A 19,110-nucleotide genomic window follows, 5' to 3' on the forward strand; every position below is an offset into this window, starting at 1 on the left:
TTTAGTAAAATTACTTCAACACCTGTCATTAACCGTAGGCTAACCTTACAACTTAGATGCATTCGGGATCTAGCCCTTATTTTTTTAGGAAATGTAATGGATTTCCTTTTTCCTCGATAAATCTTCTCGCAATCAACTCGGCTCCACTGGTATTCAAATGATTTCCGTTGCGATAAATGATACTTCCGTTAATTTCAAATTCACAAAATTGTGCATCACACATCACATCATTTAGATTGATAACAGTTACCGACGGAAATTTGCGTTGTATCTCGTATACGATATATGTTTCCGGACGCTCATAAAAAGGAATCAATATATCTTTTTTTAGAATTGAAGCATTTCCTTTAGTTTTATACATCTTCATTTTATGTATATTCATGGCACTAGTCGCTCGTAGAGGATCTATTATGATTATATTTTTTTTGCTTTCTACCAGTCCTGCGAGGGTTTCAAGTACGAATTGATAGTTTTTTGAAGCAGGGTCATAAAAGCGTTCCCAATTTGTAGCAATAATAATCGTTTCTAATTTCTGTGCATACGCCAATCTTTCTAATCCGTATCGAGGATCGCGTTCGTTTTCACCGCTAATATCATCTATATCGTGTAGTAAAGGATATCCGCCTGCTGCACTATCGTGAAAATATAAATTTGCATCTTTGGCCAGCACATCAATAAAAGCGGCGGTATGATTTGCAAAAGAATCACCAATTAGGATTCCGTCTAGCGTATCTTTTTTGACACCCAAGCTGCAATACGCTACGTTGCCTATTGCGTAGGTATCAAAACAATGTTTTCGTACTTTATTCGGGAAATTTTCATCTTTATTAAACTCTGTAAGTTCGGGATGACGCTCTGGGAAACCATCTTTAGCATCGAGTATACCATAAATAGTGCCTGTGATAAAAAGACAAGGTAATAGTACAACCCATATTGTTTTAGAAAAGCGATAAGTAAAGCGATATCGAAAAGGTTGTTCAACATACTTCCATGAAAAATAAGAGAGTACGATGGTAAGTGTAATTGCACTTATAATTTTAGGAACATCGAGATCATACCCCAAATATTTTATAAATACAAAAATAGGCCAATGCCACAAATACATAGAATACGATAATAGGCCAAGGGTAACTAAAGGCTTCATCGCTAATAGCCTGTTAACTAAAGCGTTGTCTTGTGACTTACCCGCCAAAATAATCATGACAGCACCTAAGCAAGGCCATAAAGCATTCATGCCAGGAAATATGCTCGAATTATCCAGCAACACCCCTGAAGATATGATTAATAAAAGCCCAATACTTGAAATTATATGGTTATAGAGCGTACTTATTTTTGGAATTTTATCCCAAAACAGAGCGAGACCCGCGCCCATAGAAAGTTCAAACAATCGCGCCGGTAACAAAAAGTAGGCTGTTGTAGGATCATAATACGCTTGATATACAGATATTCCTAATCCTGCTATGATACATAAAACGATACATACTAGTCTTTTTGTTGAGTGAAGAAAACGATGCATCAGCAAAAGAATAGGGGGCCATATCACATAAAATTGTTCTTCGACAGCTAAAGACCAGGTATGAAGTAGAGGAATTACCTCGGTATTCTCAACAAAATAATTTTTGCCATTAAGCCATAGATAGAAGTTATTGGTGCTTAGCATGGTGTGCAAAACCGTTCTAGAAAAGTTTTCGAGATCATTGGCAAAAAGAAACAGACATGCAGGAAGCGTTACCACAAGCATAACAAATACCAAAACAGGAATTATCCTTCGTATCCGCCGTAAATAAAAAGCTTTAAAAGAAAACGCACCGTTTAGCATTTCTTTGTTGATCGAACTGGTAATAAGATATCCAGAAATTACAAAAAATACGTCTACCCCTATATACCCTCCTTCTATCCAGGATAAATCCGCATGATATAAAATGACAAGAATAACAGCTATAGCTCGTAGACCATCTATATCTGCTCGGTAAAATAAGGTTTTGTTCATGAATTACTCTTTTTGAGATTAGGGAGAGGCAATACCCGGCACAAATATATCATATTCTTCAATTTTTTTTAATTGTAAGGGTTTCAAAAGATAAACGTCCTATTTTTACAAAAAAACACCGTAGAAAAATGAAGCGTACACATGTTATTGATTTGGTTGAAGAAGCTATCCATCATTCTTATACATATCAGGAATACAAAGCACTACTAAGTCATCTTTTGGCTGAAGGAAAATCAACAGGTCATGAACAATCTGAAGCGTTAACCAATTATAGCCTACTCAATGAACGTAGAATGAAACGTTTAGACAAAACGTTAGCTATCGAAAAATCAGTAATCGATACGTTTGCTAAGACTCAAAAAAAGGTGATCTGGTTGGTCTTGTCTGAAGGTTGGTGCGGCGATGCTGCACAATCATTGCCGGTGATGAATATATTAGCAGAAGTATCTGATACAATTCAATTAAAAATAGTGTCTAGAGATGATCATGAACAATTAATGAGTAATTTTCTTACCAATGGAGGCAAAGCAATTCCGAAGCTGATTGTTTATAACCCTCAAAATCAAAAGGTGCTAAATACATGGGGACCAAGACCCTCTATTGCTACTAAAATGGTGAACGATTACAAATCAAAATACGGGAGTTTAGACGCACAATTCAAACAAGATTTACAAGTGTGGTATAACAAAGACCGCGGTCAAAATATTGCTCAAGATCTACTTCAGTTACTACAGTATTAGGATCATAATTTATACCGAGCATTACCTTATGGCGAGGTAAAATCAATTAATTATTGTAATTGAAATAATAAGTTATAGATCCATGTTGTTCTTCTAAAGTGGTACGAGAAAATAATGCTTTTCTGGCATAATTCATGGCATTGTCAAAGAGGCATTCGTTACGTGTTGTCGACTTTTTTTTGTCAACTTTAGTATCGACAACATATCCGTTTTTATTAACTTCAATTTTTACCACAACTTTTCCGCTGCCATTACAGGTATATACAGGATTTGGTAGCTCAATAGAGGTACGACCTTTAAGACTGTAGGTAAGGGAGCTATTTCTGTTATTCATTTCTTCATCCTCGGGTTTCGCTTCTTCGTTTTTCGCTTCTTCGTTGGTATCTTCCTCTAGAGGGACATCGCCTTCTTCAGCAGTCATGGTTTCTTCACTTTGTGCCAGATCCTCAGTTTCTGTAAGAGATTTCATGCGTTGTTCAAACTCATCATGATCCTCAAAATCTTCATTATAGGCCGCATGAGTTCTTCTAGAAGCATCAATCTGTCTATTCTCTTGAGCGATCAATTCTTCTTCGGGTTGCTGCTCTTCTTCCTGTTCTGCCAAAAATTCTTCAGGAATTTCCATCATAATTTCGGCTTGTTCTTTTTGCTTTTTGATCATATTGATATTGTACAAGCTAAGAACAAAGATTCCCATCAACATAGATGTGATAATCAAGGCTTTATGTTTCTCTAAAAACTCCATAAGTGTATGTATAACTAATTTTATTCAACAATATTTTATGCAGTTTCAATTTTTGTAGATACCTGTTTCACAAAAGCTTCTACAGTAGTAGCATCTTCAATAGAAAATGATCCTATGCTTGTTCTTCGTAAAGCAGTTAAGTGCCCCCCGCTTTGTAACGCTTTTCCAAAGTCATGCGCAAGTGAACGTATATAAGTTCCCTTACTACATATAACTTTAAAATCGACCTCTGGCAAAGCTATTCTGGTAATTTCAAAATGATGTATGGTGATTTTTCTTGATTTTATGGCTACTGTGGTTCCCGCTCTGGCATATTCGTACAGGCGCTTTCCATCTTTTTTTAAAGCTGAAAAAATGGGTGGATATTGCTCGATTTCTCCGGTAAATATAGCTGTAGCAGCTATAATATCTTCATTGGTAATGTGATCAATTGGAAAGGTTTGATCTATCTCGGTTTCCAGATCGTATGATGGTGTTGTAGCTCCTAAAGTAATGGTACCGGTATACTCTTTTACTTGTCCCTGAAGCTGCGGAATTTGCTTGGTAAATTTTCCTGTGCATAGAATTAAGAGACCCGAAGCCAAGGGGTCCAATGTACCTGCATGTCCTACTTTGATCTTTTTAATACCAAAGTTTTTCCGAATGGCCCAACGTAGCTTATTGACGACCTGAAAAGAAGTCCATTGTAACGGTTTGTCGATCAAAATAATTTGACCGTTTCTGTAGTCTTGTTCGGTTAACATAATTTGGGGCTATTTCATCAAACCAAAAATGATGGCAAGTATACCAACAAAAACACAATATACGGCAAAATATGTTAACTTACTCTTTTTTACTAGCGAAATCATCCAGGTACACGCAAAAAGCCCAGAAATAAAAGCAGCTATAAAACCTATAATAATGGCGCTGTTATTTTGAGAAGTAAATGAAAGATCACCACTCAACATATCTTTAGCAATTTTCCCAAAGATCAATGGGATCACCATTAAAAACGAAAAGCGCGCCGCTTTGGTTTTATCATTTCCCAATAAAACCGAAGTCGAAATTGTAGCTCCGCTACGCGAAATCCCCGGTAGCATAGCCACAGCTTGCGCAATACCAATAACAAATGCATTGGTGGCGCTTACAGGTTTTCTTGTGCTTTTCGCTTTATCGGCAAACCATAGCAGTATAGCAGTAATGAGCAACATACATCCTACAAAGGTAATATTACCACCGAAAAGCTGTTCTAATTGTTCTTCAAAAAACAGTCCTACAACTACTGCCGGAATCATAGAAACGATAATTTTTAATGAAAATAGGGTTTCTTCATTTTTTTTGAAGGCTAGCAAACCGCGAATGATTCTCCAGATATCTTTTCTAAAAACGACTATAGTACTTAGCGCGGTAGCAAAATGAAGGACAACTGTAAATAATAAGGATTCTTCAGGAATGCTCGTATCCCCAAGAATGGCTTTGCCTAATTCTAGGTGACCGCTCGATGAAACCGGTAAAAATTCTGTGAGACCTTGAACTATTCCTAAAACAATGGCATCAATTATATCCATAGAGCATTGGGATGTTTCTTTGAAATATTACTTTTTCTTCTTGTCTGGATTTAGAAGAATAGCATATACTTCGATACCAAAGCCTATCAATACTATGGTTGGTGCAAGCCGTATTCGTCTGAAGTTATAAATCTCTGGATTAAAAACATTAGGATCATCACTACCGCCTCCTGCCATCAAAATAAATCCTAGCGCAATAACTGCAATACCAATCGCCATGACTACATAATTTTTCTTCCCAAATACAAAATCGGGTTGAGGTGGGTTGTTTTTACGGTGTTGTTTGCTCATGATCGTCGTTATTAATTTTATTGAATACTACTTGGTTAGCTGTAACAATTTTAGCAATATGCCCCATATTACAATCGGGAGTAAAGATAGTCCATCTTTTCAAAGTATACAATGTTACATTTTTATTTAAAATAGCAGTACGCAGGGGTTCAATAGCTAGAGATTGTTGTAAACCCCGGTTGATATAATAATAATGGTTGTCGTTTTCAAGGGTAATAGCAATGTCAAATCCAGGAGCGGCTTCAATGTTGATTACTTTACCGGTAATTTTCATAACATCTTCTGGATCTATTTTTGTTACAGGTCGAAATGTTTGGATCATGACCACCATAAATACAATAAATAGTATAAACGCACATAGTAACCAGATTTTGGCAAATTTATCCATAAAATTTATAGCATTGTTTCTCTTTGTAGCCGACTTAAAAAAAGTAAGACAATACCACTAACAATAAATGGAATGCTAAGCCATTGCCCCATGTTGATCGTCATTGCATCCTCAAACGCCACCTGATTTTCTTTAAAATATTCTATGATAAATCGCGCTGTAAAAACAGCGATAAGAACAAAACCAAACAGCATACCTTTATAGTGGCGCACATTTGTAGTTTTATAAGAAAACCACGCTGCAAAAAATATGAGTACATAGGCGAAAGCTTCGTATAATTGCGTAGGATGTCTTGGGATCATATCATCTCGCATAAATATAACTCCGTAATTACCATGAGTGGGTTTTCCGTAGATTTCAGAATTCATAAAATTTCCAAGATGGATAAAGGCTCCGGTAATGGGTGCAACTATGGCAATTCTGTCTAGTATCCAAAAAATTGAGGTTTTATGCTTGAAAGAATAAAAAACAATGGCCAAGATAGCACCTATACTACCTCCGTGACTTGCTAGTCCCTGAAATCCAGTAAACTCCCAACTATCGTTAGTCCATCGAAACGGAACAAAAATCTCTACGATATGATTTGAATAATACTCAAAATCATAGAAGAGGCAGTGACCAAGACGCATACCTATCACAATACCAACAAAAAGATATGTCGAAAGCTGTTCTAGCTTTTCAATTGGGATATGTTCTTGTACATACACTTTCTTTACGATCTGATACGAAATAAGTACACCTAGTAAGATGCATAACCCATAATACCGAATAGGAATACTACCAAATAATTTTATAATTTCCGGGTCGACGTTCCACACTACTGGTCCCATAAAACAACGTTTAATTTTTTTAACTACTATTTCTTAAAAACTAACCGCTAATAATATAGCTCATCAGTTCTAAGATTTAAAAACCGCTGCGTAGCAAAAAAAGTACTAATCCATGTGATCAGTACACCTATACCAAATACCCCTAAAAATAAGATCATTAGTAAAAATTTATCTTCTAATAGCGCTAGTTCAGGAAATGTTTTATTAAGGTAGTATAATACTATACCTACACCAAATAGCGCTAGAAGTGCTCCTATCATCCCTAGACGCACACTCTTCCAGATAAAAGGTCTGCGAATAAACTTTTTGGTGGCTCCAACCATTTGCATGGTTTTAATAATAAATCTTTTTGAATATACCGATAAGCGAATAGAACTATTGATCAACAATACGGCAATAAAGGTAAAAATCCCGCTAATGAGTAACACCCAAAAGCTAATTTTTTTAATATTGTCGTTAAGCAATGAAATAAGGGGTTTATCATAGATCACTTCATCTACAAAATCTTTTCTGGTGATGCTTGTCGAAATTTCTTCAATTTTTGCAGGATCAACAAAATCAGCTTTTAAGTATACGTCTATAGAGTTTTGTAAAGGATTATATCCCAGAAAATCCATGAAATTTTCTCCTATATCCTTACTATGTGCTTCGGCAGCTTCGTCTTTAGAGATAAAAACAGTAGATTTTGTGTAGGCTGCCAGTGCCAATGTTTTTTCTAATTGTTTAATTTCAACTTCTTTGGCATTATCTTTTAAATAGATCGTGAGCGCAATCTTTTCCTTAAAATGATCGGCCACCTTTTTTGTGTTTAACACCAGCAATCCCAATAAACCTAATAAGAACAACACCAAAGATACACTAATAACTACTGAAAAATAGGAAGAAATTAGTCTGCGTTTTTGATACTTTTCAAATGATGAACTCATGGATGTACTGAATTTTCGGTAAAAATATATAACAAATAACGATCCGAGGCTTAAAAATAATACTTTTGTGTATAACTATTTAAAAATATAAGACATCTGCTAATTAGAGTTTTTGCTTTTGCCTATATTAGAAATGATTAATTTGTTTTGTAAATGATGCATACAGTCATTATTGGGGTCGGCGGCGTAGGAGGGTTTTTTGGCGGAAAAATAGCGCATTCAGGTCAAAAAGTTACCCTAGTTGCCAGAGGGAAGCATCTCGAAGCTATTCAAAGCAATGGGCTACAGGTCAAAAGTATTGATGGTGATTTTAAGGTTCACCCCTATCGGGCTACTCAGTCTATCGACGAGGTCGAAAAGGCAGACTTAATTCTTATTTGTACCAAGTCCTGGCAAGTAACCGAAGCAGCAACCTTAATCAAGCCGCTTTTGCATAAAGATACTGTAGTACTTCCGTTGCAAAACGGCGCAGATAATGCAGCAAAAGTGGCCTCAATCCTGCCTAAAACACAGGTGATAGGGGGACTGTGTAAAATATATAGCAAAATAGAAGAACCAGGTGTGATTTCACATTTCGGATTTCGTCCCGAACTTATATTCGGAGAATTAGATAAGCAAATCACACCACGTATTCAAAAAGTAAAAGAGGTATTCGATAAAGCCGGCTTCACAAATACGATTTCCAAAGATATTCATGTAGCTATATGGAGTAAATTTATGTTCATCGCTACCGTAAGTGGTTTGGGAGCGCTCACCCGAGCCACTATTGGTGAAATGTATGAGAATACGTATACTCGAGAAATGCTACGGCAAACTGCTACAGAAATCTATCGTGTTGCAATAGCCAAAAACGTGGCAGTACCCAATACTATTGTCGAGCAGATCATGCACATGATCAGTCAACAACCGTATAATGCAACAGCTTCTACCCAAAGAGACATCATCCAAGGCAGACCTTCAGAATTAGAAAACTTTAATGGGTTTATAGTAACTGAAGGGAAACGATTGGGGATCGAAACACCTATTAATTCATTTACCTATAGTTGTTTGCAGCCCATGGAAGCAAAAGCGAGAAACCTCTCGGACTCCAAATAAGAAATCCAATCGTAAAGGCTAAACAATTGTAAAGCGGTTAGGATTAGAATTAGTCAGGTTTTAGTAAATTTGCGATCTTAATTTCATAAGGATGAGCTACAATTTTAGAGAGATCGAAGCCAAATGGCAGCAATACTGGAAAGACAACACCACCTTTGTAGCAAAAAACCCTCCCCTTTCGGGGGAGATGGAGGGGGCTCCAAAGTATTATGTGTTAGATATGTTTCCTTATCCTTCGGGTGCGGGATTGCATGTTGGCCATCCTCTTGGGTATATTGCCAGCGATATTTATGCACGATACAAACGACATAAGGGATTCAATGTTTTGCATCCCCAGGGGTACGACTCTTTTGGCTTACCTGCAGAGCAATATGCTATTCAAACAGGACAGCACCCTGCCATTACTACCCAACAAAATATTGCCCGGTATCGAGAGCAGTTAGATAAAATTGGGTTTTCGTTTGATTGGAGTCGAGAAGTACGTACCAGCGATCCAAAATTTTATAAATGGACGCAGTGGATTTTTATTCAGCTATTCAATTCCTGGTATGATGCTACAGAAGATAAAGCCCGAAGTATAAATGATCTTGAGGCTATTTTTTCTGCGGAAGGAAATGCAACTATAAATGCGGTTTGCGATGAAGATGTCATCCAATGTACAGCTGAAGAATGGAATGCTTTTTCTTCCAAAGAAAAACAAGAAGTATTACTAAAGTATAGATTAACCTATTTGGCTGAAACTGAAGTAAACTGGTGTCCGAAATTGGGTACCGTATTGGCCAATGATGAAATCGTAAACGGAGTCTCAGAGCGGGGTGGATATCCTGTACTACGTAAAAAAATGACCCAATGGAGCATGCGTATTTCGGCGTATGCACAACGGTTATTAGACGGTTTAGACACCATCGATTGGCCGCAACCGCTAAAGGATTCGCAAACCAATTGGATTGGTCGTTCTGAAGGAGCTTCTGTAGAATTCAGAATTCAGAATTCAGAATTCAAAATTGAAGTATTTACTACAAGACCTGATACGATTTTTGGAGTTAGTTTTATGACGTTGGCTCCAGAGCATGAGTTGGTTCAAAAAATAACAACTTCAGTGCAAAAGGCTGAGGTCGACGCGTATATTGAAGCCACTGCAAAACGAAGTGAGCGCGAACGTATGGCCGATGTAAAAACGATAAGCGGTGCGTTTACCGGGGCATATGCAGAGCATCCATTCACTAAAGAACCCATACCCATCTGGATTGGGGATTATGTGTTGGCAGGCTATGGTACCGGAGCGGTAATGGCAGTACCTTGCGGAGATCAACGTGATTATGACTTTGCAAAGCATTTTGATATTGCTATCCCAAATATTTTTGAAGGCGTTGATATTTCTGAAGCAGCTTTTGCCGATAAAGAGCATACTATTATTGCCAATTCTGACTTCTTAAATGGTCTTAATTATAAAAAAGCCACCAAAAGAGCGATTTATGAATTAGAGCAGATCGATCAAGGAAAAGGAAAAATCAATTATAGGTTACGAGATGCTGTTTTTAGTCGACAACGCTACTGGGGAGAACCCTTTCCGGTGTATTATGTCGACGGAATGCCACAAATGATTGAAGCAAAATATCTGCCGATTGAACTACCAGAGGTAGAGAAGTATTTGCCTACCGAAAGCGGGGAACCCCCATTAGGTCGTGCAGATGTTTGGGCTTGGGATACTAAAAATAACAAGGTGGTTGCAAACGACTTAATAGACCATAATAGTGTGTTTCCTTTAGAGCTGAACACCATGCCAGGTTGGGCAGGAAGTTCGTATTACTTTAACCGGTATATGGATCCTCATAATGAAGATGAGATATTTTCACAAGAGGCTATTGTGTACTGGAAAGAGGTAGATCTGTACATTGGCGGAAGCGAACATGCTACAGGGCATTTACTTTACGCACGTTTTTGGCAAAAGTTTTTATTTGATCGCGGGATTGTACCGGTAGAGGAATTTGCTAAAAAACTGATCAATCAAGGGATGATTTTGGGGACTAGTGCTTTTATGCATAGGGTTTTTTTGAATACAGGATTACAAACGGATGAAGCAATTTTTATTTCTGCGGATTTGTTAGAAAACGATAGTGAACTTAAAGAAAGATTAGTTCATTTGACTCAGAAAAGAGGAGTAGATATAGATATTTCGAAAATTAATATAATGCCTCTACATGTGGATGTTACTCTTATAAATTCTTCAAATGAGCTAGATATAGAAGGCTTTAAATTGGATAACAAATATAAACATCTAAAAGATGCAGACTTTGTTTTAAACGGCGGAAAGTATATAGTAAGTCGCGAAGTCGAAAAAATGTCTAAATCCAAATACAACGTCGTTAATCCAGATGACATTTGTGATGATTATGGGGCAGATACCTTACGGTTGTATGAAATGTTCCTTGGACCATTAGAGCAAGCCAAACCCTGGAATACCGCAGGGATCACCGGGGTGCATTCTTTCCTTAAAAAATTATGGAAATTGTACCATTCCCCCTTCGAAGGGGGTCAGGGGGATGTTTTTAATGTTTCAGATGCAGAACCTACAAAAGATAACCTAAAAACCCTGCACAAAACGATCAAAAAGGTAGAAGAAGATATCGAGAATTTCTCGTTCAACACTTCGGTAAGTACGTTTATGATAGCAGTGAATGAATTGACTGCTCAAAAATGTAATGCTAGAGCCATTCTAGAACCCTTGTTGGTGTTAATTTCACCTTATGCCCCTCATATCGCCGAAGAATTATGGCAAAAGTTGGGACATAACGAGTCAATAGCAACAGCTGCATTTCCCGTTTTTGAAGCACAACATCTTGTTGAAAGTACAAAGCAATATCCGATTTCTTTTAACGGTAAGATGCGCTTTACCCTAGAATTATCGTTAGACTTGAGTAAAGAAGAAATTGAGGCTGCAGTTATGGCACATGAAAAAACACAACAACAACTCGCAGGTCGCGAACCTAAAAAGGTAATCGTAGTGCCAGGTAAGATTGTGAATGTGGTAGGATAGATAATAATGTAGCATGTGGAAATTAGAAATTAGAAACCGGAAAATAGAAAAAAGCGTATGGAAAAGAGACTAAATTAATATGAATATCCGTAATTTAACCTAAACAGTTTGCGTCAAGCTGAATACTGAAACGAGTTCAGCACAGGCTCGTTTCAGCTTCTCATCTCGATGTACTGAAAATAAACGTAATGAGATCCTGAAATGAATTCAGGATGACTTCTCAGTTAAATTTTAGGTATAATAATAATGGACAATCCATTAAATTAATTTCTACTTTCCAATTTCTATTTTCTATTTTCTACTTTTCATATTCTCTATTTCACAACAAAATATGATCGATTTTACCGAAATTTTGGGGTTAGTGGCAGCAACATTAACCACGACAGCATTTTTACCACAGGTATTTAAAACCTGGAAAACAAAATCGGCAGACAGTTTATCGTTGTCTATGTTACTCATTTTTGTCTCGGGTGTATTGTGTTGGCTTATTTACGGGTTCTTAATTGATAGTTTACCGATAATTTTAGCAAACTTTATAACGGCAATTTCCGGATTTTTGTTGTTATATTTTAAGTATCGCTATAAAAACTAAAGTTGAAATTATAAATATTTATTTTTTTAACATTTTCAATATATACTTATTAAAATTATTGATAAAGTATTTTTTGAATATGATTTATTGGTTTATTTCATAAAAACATCTATTTTCGACAAAAAAATAAGAATATGATAATCGGGGTTCCGAAGGAGATTAAAAATAACGAGAATCGTGTAGGGGTAACACCTGCAGGAACTATGGAGCTTGTTAGACACGGTCATACGGTTTACATTCAGCAAAATGCCGGTTTGCAGAGTGGTTTTAGTGATGATGAATACATAAGTGCCGGTGGGCAGATATTACCTACAATAGAAGAGGTATACCATGCAGCAGAGATGATCATCAAAGTCAAAGAACCTATAGAACCTGAATATGCGTTGATCAAAAAAGATCAATTGGTATTCACCTATTTTCACTTCGCATCTAGTGAACCATTGACCCAGGCAATGATCAACAGTGGTTCGGTATGTATTTCTTATGAAACCGTAGAAGACCCCGACCGTAGTTTGCCGTTATTAACTCCGATGAGCGAGGTTGCCGGACGAATGTCGATACAACAGGGTGCCAAGTATCTAGAAAAACCTCTTAAAGGTAGAGGTATTCTGCTTGGTGGAGTTCCAGGAGTGGCACCTGCTAAAGTCCTCGTACTTGGTGGCGGTGTGGTAGGTACTCAGGCTGCAAAAATGGCAGCCGGTATGGGTGCTGATGTTACTATTTTAGACATTAGTCCAAAAAGACTAAAGTATCTCGACGATGTCATGCCTGCCAATGTCAATACAGAATATTCTAACGAATATACCATTCGTAAACATATAAAAACCTCAGACCTGATTATTGGTGGCGTACTTATACCTGGCGCAAAAGCCCCTAAGTTGATTACACGGGATATGTTAAAAGATATGCGCCCAGGTACGGTATTGGTTGATGTGGCTGTGGATCAAGGCGGTTGTTTTGAAACTACCAAACCAACGACCCATCAGGATCCGGTATACATCATTGATGATGTGGTGCATTATTCTGTTGCAAATATGCCAGGCGCAGTACCTTTTACGTCCACTCTGGCATTAACCAATGTCACTTTGCCATATGCTGTACAGTTAGCAAATATAGGTTGGAAAGCTGCATGTGCCCGTAACGAACCTCTTAAAAAGGGACTCAATGTTATCCAGGGAGATGTAGTATATCCCGCAATATCAGAGGCATTTGAGCTACCACTAGTAGATGTTGAAACATATTTAGGATAAACTCGAAGTATTGGCTAACTCAAGTTTATTTACTTAAAAACCTCGCTAGTATGGCGAGGTTTTTGCTTATAAAATAGTTATATTAACACGTATAAAAATTAGCGCTTTATGATGGGATATTATATAATTGCTGGGGTCATATTTTTGGTAAGTATGTACGTGAGCAATAAATTAAAGAGTAAGTTTAAGAAGTATTCAAAAGTTCATTTGCAAAACGGAATGAGTGGTGCAGAGATCGCAACAAAAATGCTAGAGGATAACGGTATTTACGATGTAAAGGTGATTTCTACACCCGGCATGCTAACCGATCATTATAATCCAACGAACAAAACAGTAAATTTAAGCGAGGGCGTATATCATCAAAGAAATGCCGCAGCCGCAGCCGTAGCTGCTCATGAGGTTGGACATGCTGTGCAACACGCTACTGCGTATAGCTGGTTAACCTTGCGTTCTAAAATCGTTCCTGCTGTGGGAATAGCCAGTAAACTTTCTAATATTGTAATTATGGCAGGTTTGGTATTAACTGCCTCTGGAATGGTATTCGGTAACTTGATTTTTCTTGTCGGTATCATACTTTTTGCTGCAACCACTTTATTTGCGTTCATAACACTTCCTGTAGAGTACGATGCTAGTAAGAGAGCATTAGCATGGCTAGAAAATAGAAATATGGTAACCCCGCAAGAGTATGATGGTGCAAAAGACGCACTGAAATGGGCTGCACGAACGTATGTAGTGGCTGCTTTGGGATCATTGGCAACATTACTATATTTTATTTCTCTTTTTTTAGGAAATAGGGATTAATTAGGTTTGTTTAAACTTATTTGAACAAATAGAAACCTGCCAGTTATTTGATGAACTGGGGGTATTTCTTTTTTAGTTAACTTTTAGATAATTTAAACCCGGTTTATGCATTAGAATTTCGTTATGAGGATTTAAAATGCCACGACAAAGCATTGCTTTGGGCGAGATGTAGCGTTGGCAGTGTTTTCTAAGTTTCAGCATAGCAGTTTACCCCGAGCGGAGTCAAAGGGCTATGGTGAAACTTAAAAATACAACGTAGTGCTTGGTTTTGCAGCAGTTTCAAGCCGTAATAGATTTTCTAATGCATAAAACGGGTTAAATTTAGTAGTGACGGCAATGTGATTGCAGAAGTTTTAGCTCAAACTACATATATCGTATAGTTTAGCAGAATTAATAAGACAGCCTTCAATATCGAAATAATAATAAGGAGAATTGAGGAGTCAAATAGTTTTTAAAATGTTTCTTACCTTTCCCCAAAGATTCTTGGATTCTAATGCCTGTTCACTAATTTCCCCAACAAGTAAACCTAAATTTAGGTTCTTCGTATTTCCATCACTTGGGATATTAAGAATACCTTCATCAGATATCATAGCCATATTCCAGTTTTCGAACTCTCTGCTCATCTTTGTGCCTTGCCAAATGGTTTGTACATCAAAATGTCGCTTGTCCTTCTTTATTTTATCATAAATATATAACACATCTTTTTTCGATCCCTCTATTAATTGAAAAAATATACCTCTATGATAAATTAGACTACCCGTAATGTCATAAACTTTATTGTTTTTACGGGATACGCTTAATATGTCTGTTATTTCCTTTTCATCAATACCGGTTTTAGCCATTAATCTGTAAGAAACTTCAAAAAGAATATTTTCTTTGAACAGGGAATTTCTATAGTGATTAGGGAAAACTCCATACCTATTATAAAATTGCTTGGCGAAATGACTCCTACTGGCATATCCCACTTTATAACATATCTCTGAAACATTCAAATCTGAAGTGATAAACAACTCTCTGGCACGTTCTAGTCGTATATTAATAATATATTTATTAATTGAGTATCCGAATAGAAAACGCACACCGCGCTGTAATTTTTTTTGACTTACTCCAAGCTTTTTTGCTAGCTCTTGGTTATGAAATCTTTGATCGATATTATCCTGAATATAATCGCCTAGACTACTTATATCCTGGAGCTCTTGTTTACTTAAGTCGGGTTGAAAGTTTTCTGTATTTTGATCATAATCATGTGCCTCTATTTGAGAGGCAAGCATATTTAAAATGGCAGACTCGGTTAGTAGTCTTCCTACCAGATCGGTTCTTTTGTTTCTAACTATAAGCTCTGCATAAATTCCTGTTCTTAAATCATTATTTCCAAAATATCTAAAAGGTTTGGATGCATCTGAGATTGAAAACACTTCTGCCAAATGAAGTTTTAAGGCTGTCTTGGTCTTTGTATTAGGTTGATTTAAAAGATCGGGTTGCACAATTAGATAACAACATTCATAGTGTTTCTTTGCTGGGATCACAAATTCTGATTTTTCACCAAACTTTCCGGTCAAGATAAAATTCTGGCCTTTCTCTATTTTATTATATTCTTCTTCGTACGGAAATTTTGTCAGCTGATATCCGGATACATGATAGCCGAAATAGTAGACGTAACTTTTAGAAAACTCGTGAATAAACTTATAATCATTATTGAATTCAATATTGTATATCCATGCCGTTAACCCGGGAAAAACTTCGTACAGATTAATTCGACCCTTACCATTTTCGTTATTTAGAATAAGACTGGATGCTCCTAAGTCTTCATGTAGGGTCGCATTTAAATTAACAGCAAATTGCCGTAACATTCCTAATGGAGAACTCTCTTTTAATTCAAACATAAAGGAAATATAATAAGTTTAAAACGAAGATATTATTTTTCTTCAATAACCTTTAACACTATCGGGATTATTATATTTTACATAACTTCATAAAAAATGGTGGACATGTAGTAGCATGTCGAATTACATACTTCAGCAGATTCATACTTACATTATACTTGAATCTGTCGATCTATTTGTTGATCCAGAGAAATAAAAGTTTCAGTTCTTGAAACCCCTTCTATAGCCTGAATGTCTTTATTGAGAACATTCATTAAATGCTCATTATCTTTGCACAATATTTTGAGAAAAATCGACCAATTCCCGGTCGTGTAATGACATTCGATAACTTCAGGAATATCTTTAAGTTGCTTAACAGCCTTAGGATTACTCACTGCTTTATCTAAAAAAACCCCAACAAAAGCCATGGTTTTATAGCCCATTACTTTAGGATCGATAATAAATTTGGATCCGGCGATAAGTCCAGAGCTTTCAAGTTTGCGAAGTCTTTGATGAATTGCAGCTCCCGATACACCCACTTGCCTGGCAATTTTTAAAATTGGTCTACGCGCATCTTCCATCAAATTGCGTAATATTTCTTTATCGATGCCATCAATTTTTATCATATGAATTCCAATTTTCTGAATGTTATACTTAGTTATCGGGATTTAAAGAGTACAATGTTAGCGTTAAAATCTAAGCCAAGTCCCGTTTCAATGTTTCTTAGGTTTATCCTCCAAAATTTCTCAAATAAATTATATAATGAATTGATATAAGGGCAATCGTATTGAACAGTATCTTTGGCATATTTCTAGATAATCAAAATTACGATTAAAGACGTATAATTGAAATTTATTGGCTATAAATTAGGATATTTTGGTCTCAAACCCTCGGCAAACAGGTTAAGATGAGTTCTACTCGAGCATATGTTAAATACGGTATTACTATATCGTCTTGCATAAAAGCGTCGTTTAAGACTATATTTCAACCCGTAATACTTGCCCGCCTTAATCGTCTGAATAGGCAGGCGGGGATTTTCTAATGTATAAAGCGGGTTTAACCTTTAACCCCATCGGGATTATAGCCCATATACTCGCGTTCAATTTCGGTAAATCTGATATCGTAAGCTTCGAGTTCTTTCAGTATAGGATCGTACACTTCTTTTTGAATAGGAATTTGAACACCAGTTAACGTGATTTGCTGATTGAGAATTCGTAGCGTAGCCATAGCAACAGGCAATCCAACAGTTTTGGCCATTGCGGTATAGGTTTGATCTTCTCCGGTACTCACCATAGTGGCATCTATTTGTTTGCGTACACCATCTAGTTCGTATCCAAATTTGTGATACATCACGATCATATCTTTATCTCCATCGCTAAGTGACCATTTATCTATCAATATTTTTTGAAGTATTTGTGCAGGGGTGGCATCAGGGATGCCAACTTTTTTATCAGGATTAAACATGTCGAGTTCAAGAAGTTTATCCCACATGATGTCATCCTGATCTATTTTTAAATAATGACGAAGTTTCAGTTCTACAGAATCAGTAGGGCTATACGCCAGAAAGGAATTCGTAAAATCACGATAGCTCATATTTTCAGAATTCGATAGGATATAATCATCTGCGGTCATACCCAGTTGAACAAAAGTATTCCATGCTTTAGAAAACCCGACTCTTCTAATGGTTCCACGATATAGTGTGAGAATATCGTCTAAACCATATATACTTTGATACTGAAGAGAGTTTCGATTGGCATATGCTTCAAATCGCCCGTAGCCGTCTACCTCTAAAAACTCGGTTCTTCTAAATAATTTATGATAAGGGATATATTTATAGGTTCCTTCCTGGAGAAACTTTGCAGCACCTCCCTGACCTGCGATCACTACATTACGCGGGTTCCATGTAAACTTATAATTCCATAAGTTTGTATCGCTTTCTGGTGCTATCAAACCCCCCGTAAATGATTCAAACAAAATTATTTTTCCTCCTTGATCTCTTATGTTATCAATAACTTTCATGGCACTCATATGATCGATACCGGGATCTACACCCATTTCGTTCATAAATAGTAATCCTTTTTGACGAACATGATCATCTAATTCTTGCATTTCTGAGCTTACATAAGATGCAGTTACCAGGTGTTTGCCATACCGCAGACAATCTTTAGCAACTTCAATATGAAATCTTGCCGGAAGCATAGAGACTACAATATCTGAGTTTTTAAGAGCGTTTTCACGAGATGTTTTATCAAACACATCAATTTGAATAGCCAAAGAGTTTGAATGATTGCCAGCCAGATTTTCAGCATGTCGCAAAGAAATATCTCCTATGGTGATATGAAGCTGCTCAGTCAAAGCTTTATCCTGAAAATATTTAATCAAAACGGCAGTAGATTTTCCTGCGCCAATAACTAGAATCTTTCGCATACGTGCTAATATTTTGATAACTTTGATACGAATGTAAGAAATACCTGAAAAAGAAATCAAAAAATTGTTTTTAACGAATGCCTCTTAGGCTAATCCCAGGGTAGTTTACGCAAATATTGAATCAGCCTATGAAAGAACATAAAGCGAATAAAATGATGTTGATTACGGGAGCGGTTATGGCGCTAATTTCCGTACTCCTTGGTGCTTTTGGCGCTCACGGTTTAGAAAAGTTGGTCGATGCCAAAAGTATAGCGTCATTTAACACAGGAGTGCGATATCAAATGTATCATGCCATTACTTGTCTGTTTTTGAGTAACATGAGTCTTTTAAAAGTTACAGCAAAAAAGCGTATTTTTTTTCTGTTTTTAGTCGGAATGATCCTTTTCTCTGGGTCAATATACCTTTTGGTTATCGATGAAGTTTTAGGAATTTCATTATCAAGTATTGGTTTTATTACACCATTGGGCGGTTTGTTGTTAATTTTTGGATGGATTCTTTTAATTATCAATGCAGCACAGATTAAGTAGTCATTTAGGTAGGTAGTGTGATTATTATTCCTAATTTTGCACGTATATAACAAACACGATAT

Annotated in this window: 18 protein-coding genes; 7 read left to right on the top strand and 11 right to left on the bottom strand. The window is 36.6% G+C overall.

The features are described 5' to 3' along the window. Positions 1 to 76 precede the first annotated feature (76 nt). Positions 77 to 1,990 (bottom strand): acyltransferase family protein, encoded by a 1,914-nt coding sequence (locus J8281_RS04290; RefSeq protein ID WP_210196356.1) that lies wholly within the window; start codon positions 1,988 to 1,990, stop codon positions 77 to 79. 128 nt (positions 1,991 to 2,118) lie between these two features. Here J8281_RS04290 and J8281_RS04295 point away from each other — a divergent pair, with 128 nt between their 5' ends. Continuing rightward, the gene (locus tag J8281_RS04295) at positions 2,119 to 2,730 is read left to right on the top strand and encodes a thioredoxin family protein (RefSeq protein WP_210196357.1); all 612 of its coding nucleotides are present in this window, start codon (positions 2,119 to 2,121) and stop codon (positions 2,728 to 2,730) included. Between the two features lie 46 nt (positions 2,731 to 2,776). Here the strand turns inward: J8281_RS04295 and J8281_RS04300 are convergent, their stop codons facing one another. Genes J8281_RS04300 through J8281_RS04330 form a run of 7 tightly spaced genes read right to left on the bottom strand, consistent with a single transcriptional unit; the run spans position 2,777 to position 7,457 of the window. Beyond that, entirely contained in the window at positions 2,777 to 3,475 is a 699-nt protein-coding gene (locus J8281_RS04300) for a hypothetical protein (protein ID WP_210196358.1), read from the bottom strand. A 35-nt stretch (positions 3,476 to 3,510) separates the two neighbouring features. Further along, positions 3,511 to 4,218 (bottom strand): tRNA pseudouridine(55) synthase TruB, encoded by a 708-nt coding sequence (truB, locus tag J8281_RS04305; RefSeq protein ID WP_210196359.1) that lies wholly within the window; start codon positions 4,216 to 4,218, stop codon positions 3,511 to 3,513. A 9-nt stretch (positions 4,219 to 4,227) separates the two neighbouring features. Further along, entirely contained in the window at positions 4,228 to 5,022 is a 795-nt protein-coding gene (locus J8281_RS04310; RefSeq protein ID WP_210196360.1) for an undecaprenyl-diphosphate phosphatase, read from the bottom strand. Between the two features lie 27 nt (positions 5,023 to 5,049). Beyond that, complete coding sequence (locus J8281_RS04315; protein WP_210196361.1) at positions 5,050 to 5,313, bottom strand: DUF3098 domain-containing protein; 264 nt, start codon at positions 5,311 to 5,313, stop codon at positions 5,050 to 5,052. Further along, positions 5,294 to 5,701: a hypothetical protein gene (locus J8281_RS04320; RefSeq protein ID WP_210196362.1), complete on the bottom strand. Its 408-nt coding sequence runs from the start codon at positions 5,699 to 5,701 to the stop codon at positions 5,294 to 5,296. Before J8281_RS04320 ends, J8281_RS04315 begins: the two co-directional genes overlap by 20 nt. A gap of 5 nt (positions 5,702 to 5,706) precedes the next feature. Beyond that, the gene (gene lgt / locus J8281_RS04325) at positions 5,707 to 6,531 is read right to left on the bottom strand and encodes a prolipoprotein diacylglyceryl transferase (RefSeq protein WP_210196363.1); all 825 of its coding nucleotides are present in this window, start codon (positions 6,529 to 6,531) and stop codon (positions 5,707 to 5,709) included. A gap of 47 nt (positions 6,532 to 6,578) precedes the next feature. Further along, positions 6,579 to 7,457, bottom strand: a complete 879-nt coding sequence (locus tag J8281_RS04330; protein ID WP_210196364.1) for an ABC transporter permease — start codon at positions 7,455 to 7,457, stop codon at positions 6,579 to 6,581. A 153-nt stretch (positions 7,458 to 7,610) separates the two neighbouring features. Here J8281_RS04330 and J8281_RS04335 point away from each other — a divergent pair, with 153 nt between their 5' ends. The 5 genes from J8281_RS04335 to J8281_RS04355 all read left to right on the top strand — a co-directional run bounded on the left by J8281_RS04335 (position 7,611) and on the right by J8281_RS04355 (position 14,232). Continuing rightward, a complete protein-coding gene (locus tag J8281_RS04335; protein ID WP_246848965.1) occupies positions 7,611 to 8,552 on the top strand; it encodes a ketopantoate reductase family protein in 942 nt (313 codons plus the stop codon). A gap of 91 nt (positions 8,553 to 8,643) precedes the next feature. After that, positions 8,644 to 11,589, top strand: a complete 2,946-nt coding sequence (locus J8281_RS04340) for a leucine--tRNA ligase (RefSeq protein ID WP_210196365.1) — start codon at positions 8,644 to 8,646, stop codon at positions 11,587 to 11,589. 331 nt (positions 11,590 to 11,920) lie between these two features. Continuing rightward, positions 11,921 to 12,181: a SemiSWEET transporter gene (locus J8281_RS04345; protein ID WP_210196366.1), complete on the top strand. Its 261-nt coding sequence runs from the start codon at positions 11,921 to 11,923 to the stop codon at positions 12,179 to 12,181. Positions 12,182 to 12,315: 134 nt separating this feature from the next. Then, complete coding sequence (gene ald / locus J8281_RS04350; protein ID WP_210196367.1) at positions 12,316 to 13,431, top strand: alanine dehydrogenase; 1,116 nt, start codon at positions 12,316 to 12,318, stop codon at positions 13,429 to 13,431. A gap of 108 nt (positions 13,432 to 13,539) precedes the next feature. Then, positions 13,540 to 14,232 (top strand): zinc metallopeptidase, encoded by a 693-nt coding sequence (locus tag J8281_RS04355; protein WP_210196368.1) that lies wholly within the window; start codon positions 13,540 to 13,542, stop codon positions 14,230 to 14,232. Positions 14,233 to 14,672: 440 nt separating this feature from the next. Here J8281_RS04355 and J8281_RS04360 read toward each other — a convergent pair whose 3' ends face one another. The 3 genes from J8281_RS04360 to J8281_RS04370 all read right to left on the bottom strand — a co-directional run bounded on the left by J8281_RS04360 (position 14,673) and on the right by J8281_RS04370 (position 18,521). After that, entirely contained in the window at positions 14,673 to 16,115 is a 1,443-nt protein-coding gene (locus J8281_RS04360; protein WP_210196369.1) for a BLUF domain-containing protein, read from the bottom strand. 152 nt (positions 16,116 to 16,267) lie between these two features. Further along, positions 16,268 to 16,720, bottom strand: coding sequence for an Lrp/AsnC ligand binding domain-containing protein (locus J8281_RS04365; protein ID WP_210196370.1), 453 nt, complete (start codon positions 16,718 to 16,720; stop codon positions 16,268 to 16,270). A gap of 430 nt (positions 16,721 to 17,150) precedes the next feature. Next, positions 17,151 to 18,521 (bottom strand): saccharopine dehydrogenase family protein, encoded by a 1,371-nt coding sequence (locus tag J8281_RS04370; protein WP_210196371.1) that lies wholly within the window; start codon positions 18,519 to 18,521, stop codon positions 17,151 to 17,153. A gap of 128 nt (positions 18,522 to 18,649) precedes the next feature. On the opposite strand from J8281_RS04370, the gene J8281_RS04375 reads away from it, so the two are divergent. Continuing rightward, entirely contained in the window at positions 18,650 to 19,048 is a 399-nt protein-coding gene (locus J8281_RS04375) for a DUF423 domain-containing protein (protein WP_246848966.1), read from the top strand. Positions 19,049 to 19,110: the final 62 nt, after the last annotated feature.

The sequence above is a fragment of the Aquimarina sp. U1-2 genome (genome assembly GCF_017897595.1).
GTDB lineage: Bacteria > Bacteroidota > Bacteroidia > Flavobacteriales > Flavobacteriaceae > Aquimarina.

Excerpts from the sequence above, each read along its gene's own strand:
- J8281_RS04290 (WP_210196356.1), bottom strand. The coding sequence starts at position 1,990 with ATGAACAAAACCTTATTTTACCGAGCAGATATAGATGGTCTACGAGCT.
- J8281_RS04295 (WP_210196357.1), top strand. The coding sequence starts at position 2,119 with ATGAAGCGTACACATGTTATTGATTTGGTTGAAGAAGCTATCCATCAT.
- J8281_RS04300 (WP_210196358.1), bottom strand. The coding sequence starts at position 3,475 with ATGGAGTTTTTAGAGAAACATAAAGCCTTGATTATCACATCTATGTTG.
- truB (WP_210196359.1), bottom strand. The coding sequence starts at position 4,218 with ATGTTAACCGAACAAGACTACAGAAACGGTCAAATTATTTTGATCGAC.
- J8281_RS04310 (WP_210196360.1), bottom strand. The coding sequence starts at position 5,022 with ATGGATATAATTGATGCCATTGTTTTAGGAATAGTTCAAGGTCTCACA.
- J8281_RS04315 (WP_210196361.1), bottom strand. The coding sequence starts at position 5,313 with ATGAGCAAACAACACCGTAAAAACAACCCACCTCAACCCGATTTTGTA.
- J8281_RS04320 (WP_210196362.1), bottom strand. The coding sequence starts at position 5,701 with ATGGATAAATTTGCCAAAATCTGGTTACTATGTGCGTTTATACTATTT.
- lgt (WP_210196363.1), bottom strand. The coding sequence starts at position 6,531 with ATGGGACCAGTAGTGTGGAACGTCGACCCGGAAATTATAAAATTATTT.
- J8281_RS04330 (WP_210196364.1), bottom strand. The coding sequence starts at position 7,457 with ATGAGTTCATCATTTGAAAAGTATCAAAAACGCAGACTAATTTCTTCC.
- J8281_RS04335 (WP_246848965.1), top strand. The coding sequence starts at position 7,611 with ATGATGCATACAGTCATTATTGGGGTCGGCGGCGTAGGAGGGTTTTTT.
- J8281_RS04340 (WP_210196365.1), top strand. The coding sequence starts at position 8,644 with ATGAGCTACAATTTTAGAGAGATCGAAGCCAAATGGCAGCAATACTGG.
- J8281_RS04345 (WP_210196366.1), top strand. The coding sequence starts at position 11,921 with ATGATCGATTTTACCGAAATTTTGGGGTTAGTGGCAGCAACATTAACC.
- ald (WP_210196367.1), top strand. The coding sequence starts at position 12,316 with ATGATAATCGGGGTTCCGAAGGAGATTAAAAATAACGAGAATCGTGTA.
- J8281_RS04355 (WP_210196368.1), top strand. The coding sequence starts at position 13,540 with ATGATGGGATATTATATAATTGCTGGGGTCATATTTTTGGTAAGTATG.
- J8281_RS04360 (WP_210196369.1), bottom strand. The coding sequence starts at position 16,115 with ATGTTTGAATTAAAAGAGAGTTCTCCATTAGGAATGTTACGGCAATTT.
- J8281_RS04365 (WP_210196370.1), bottom strand. The coding sequence starts at position 16,720 with ATGATAAAAATTGATGGCATCGATAAAGAAATATTACGCAATTTGATG.
- J8281_RS04370 (WP_210196371.1), bottom strand. The coding sequence starts at position 18,521 with ATGCGAAAGATTCTAGTTATTGGCGCAGGAAAATCTACTGCCGTTTTG.
- J8281_RS04375 (WP_246848966.1), top strand. The coding sequence starts at position 18,650 with ATGAAAGAACATAAAGCGAATAAAATGATGTTGATTACGGGAGCGGTT.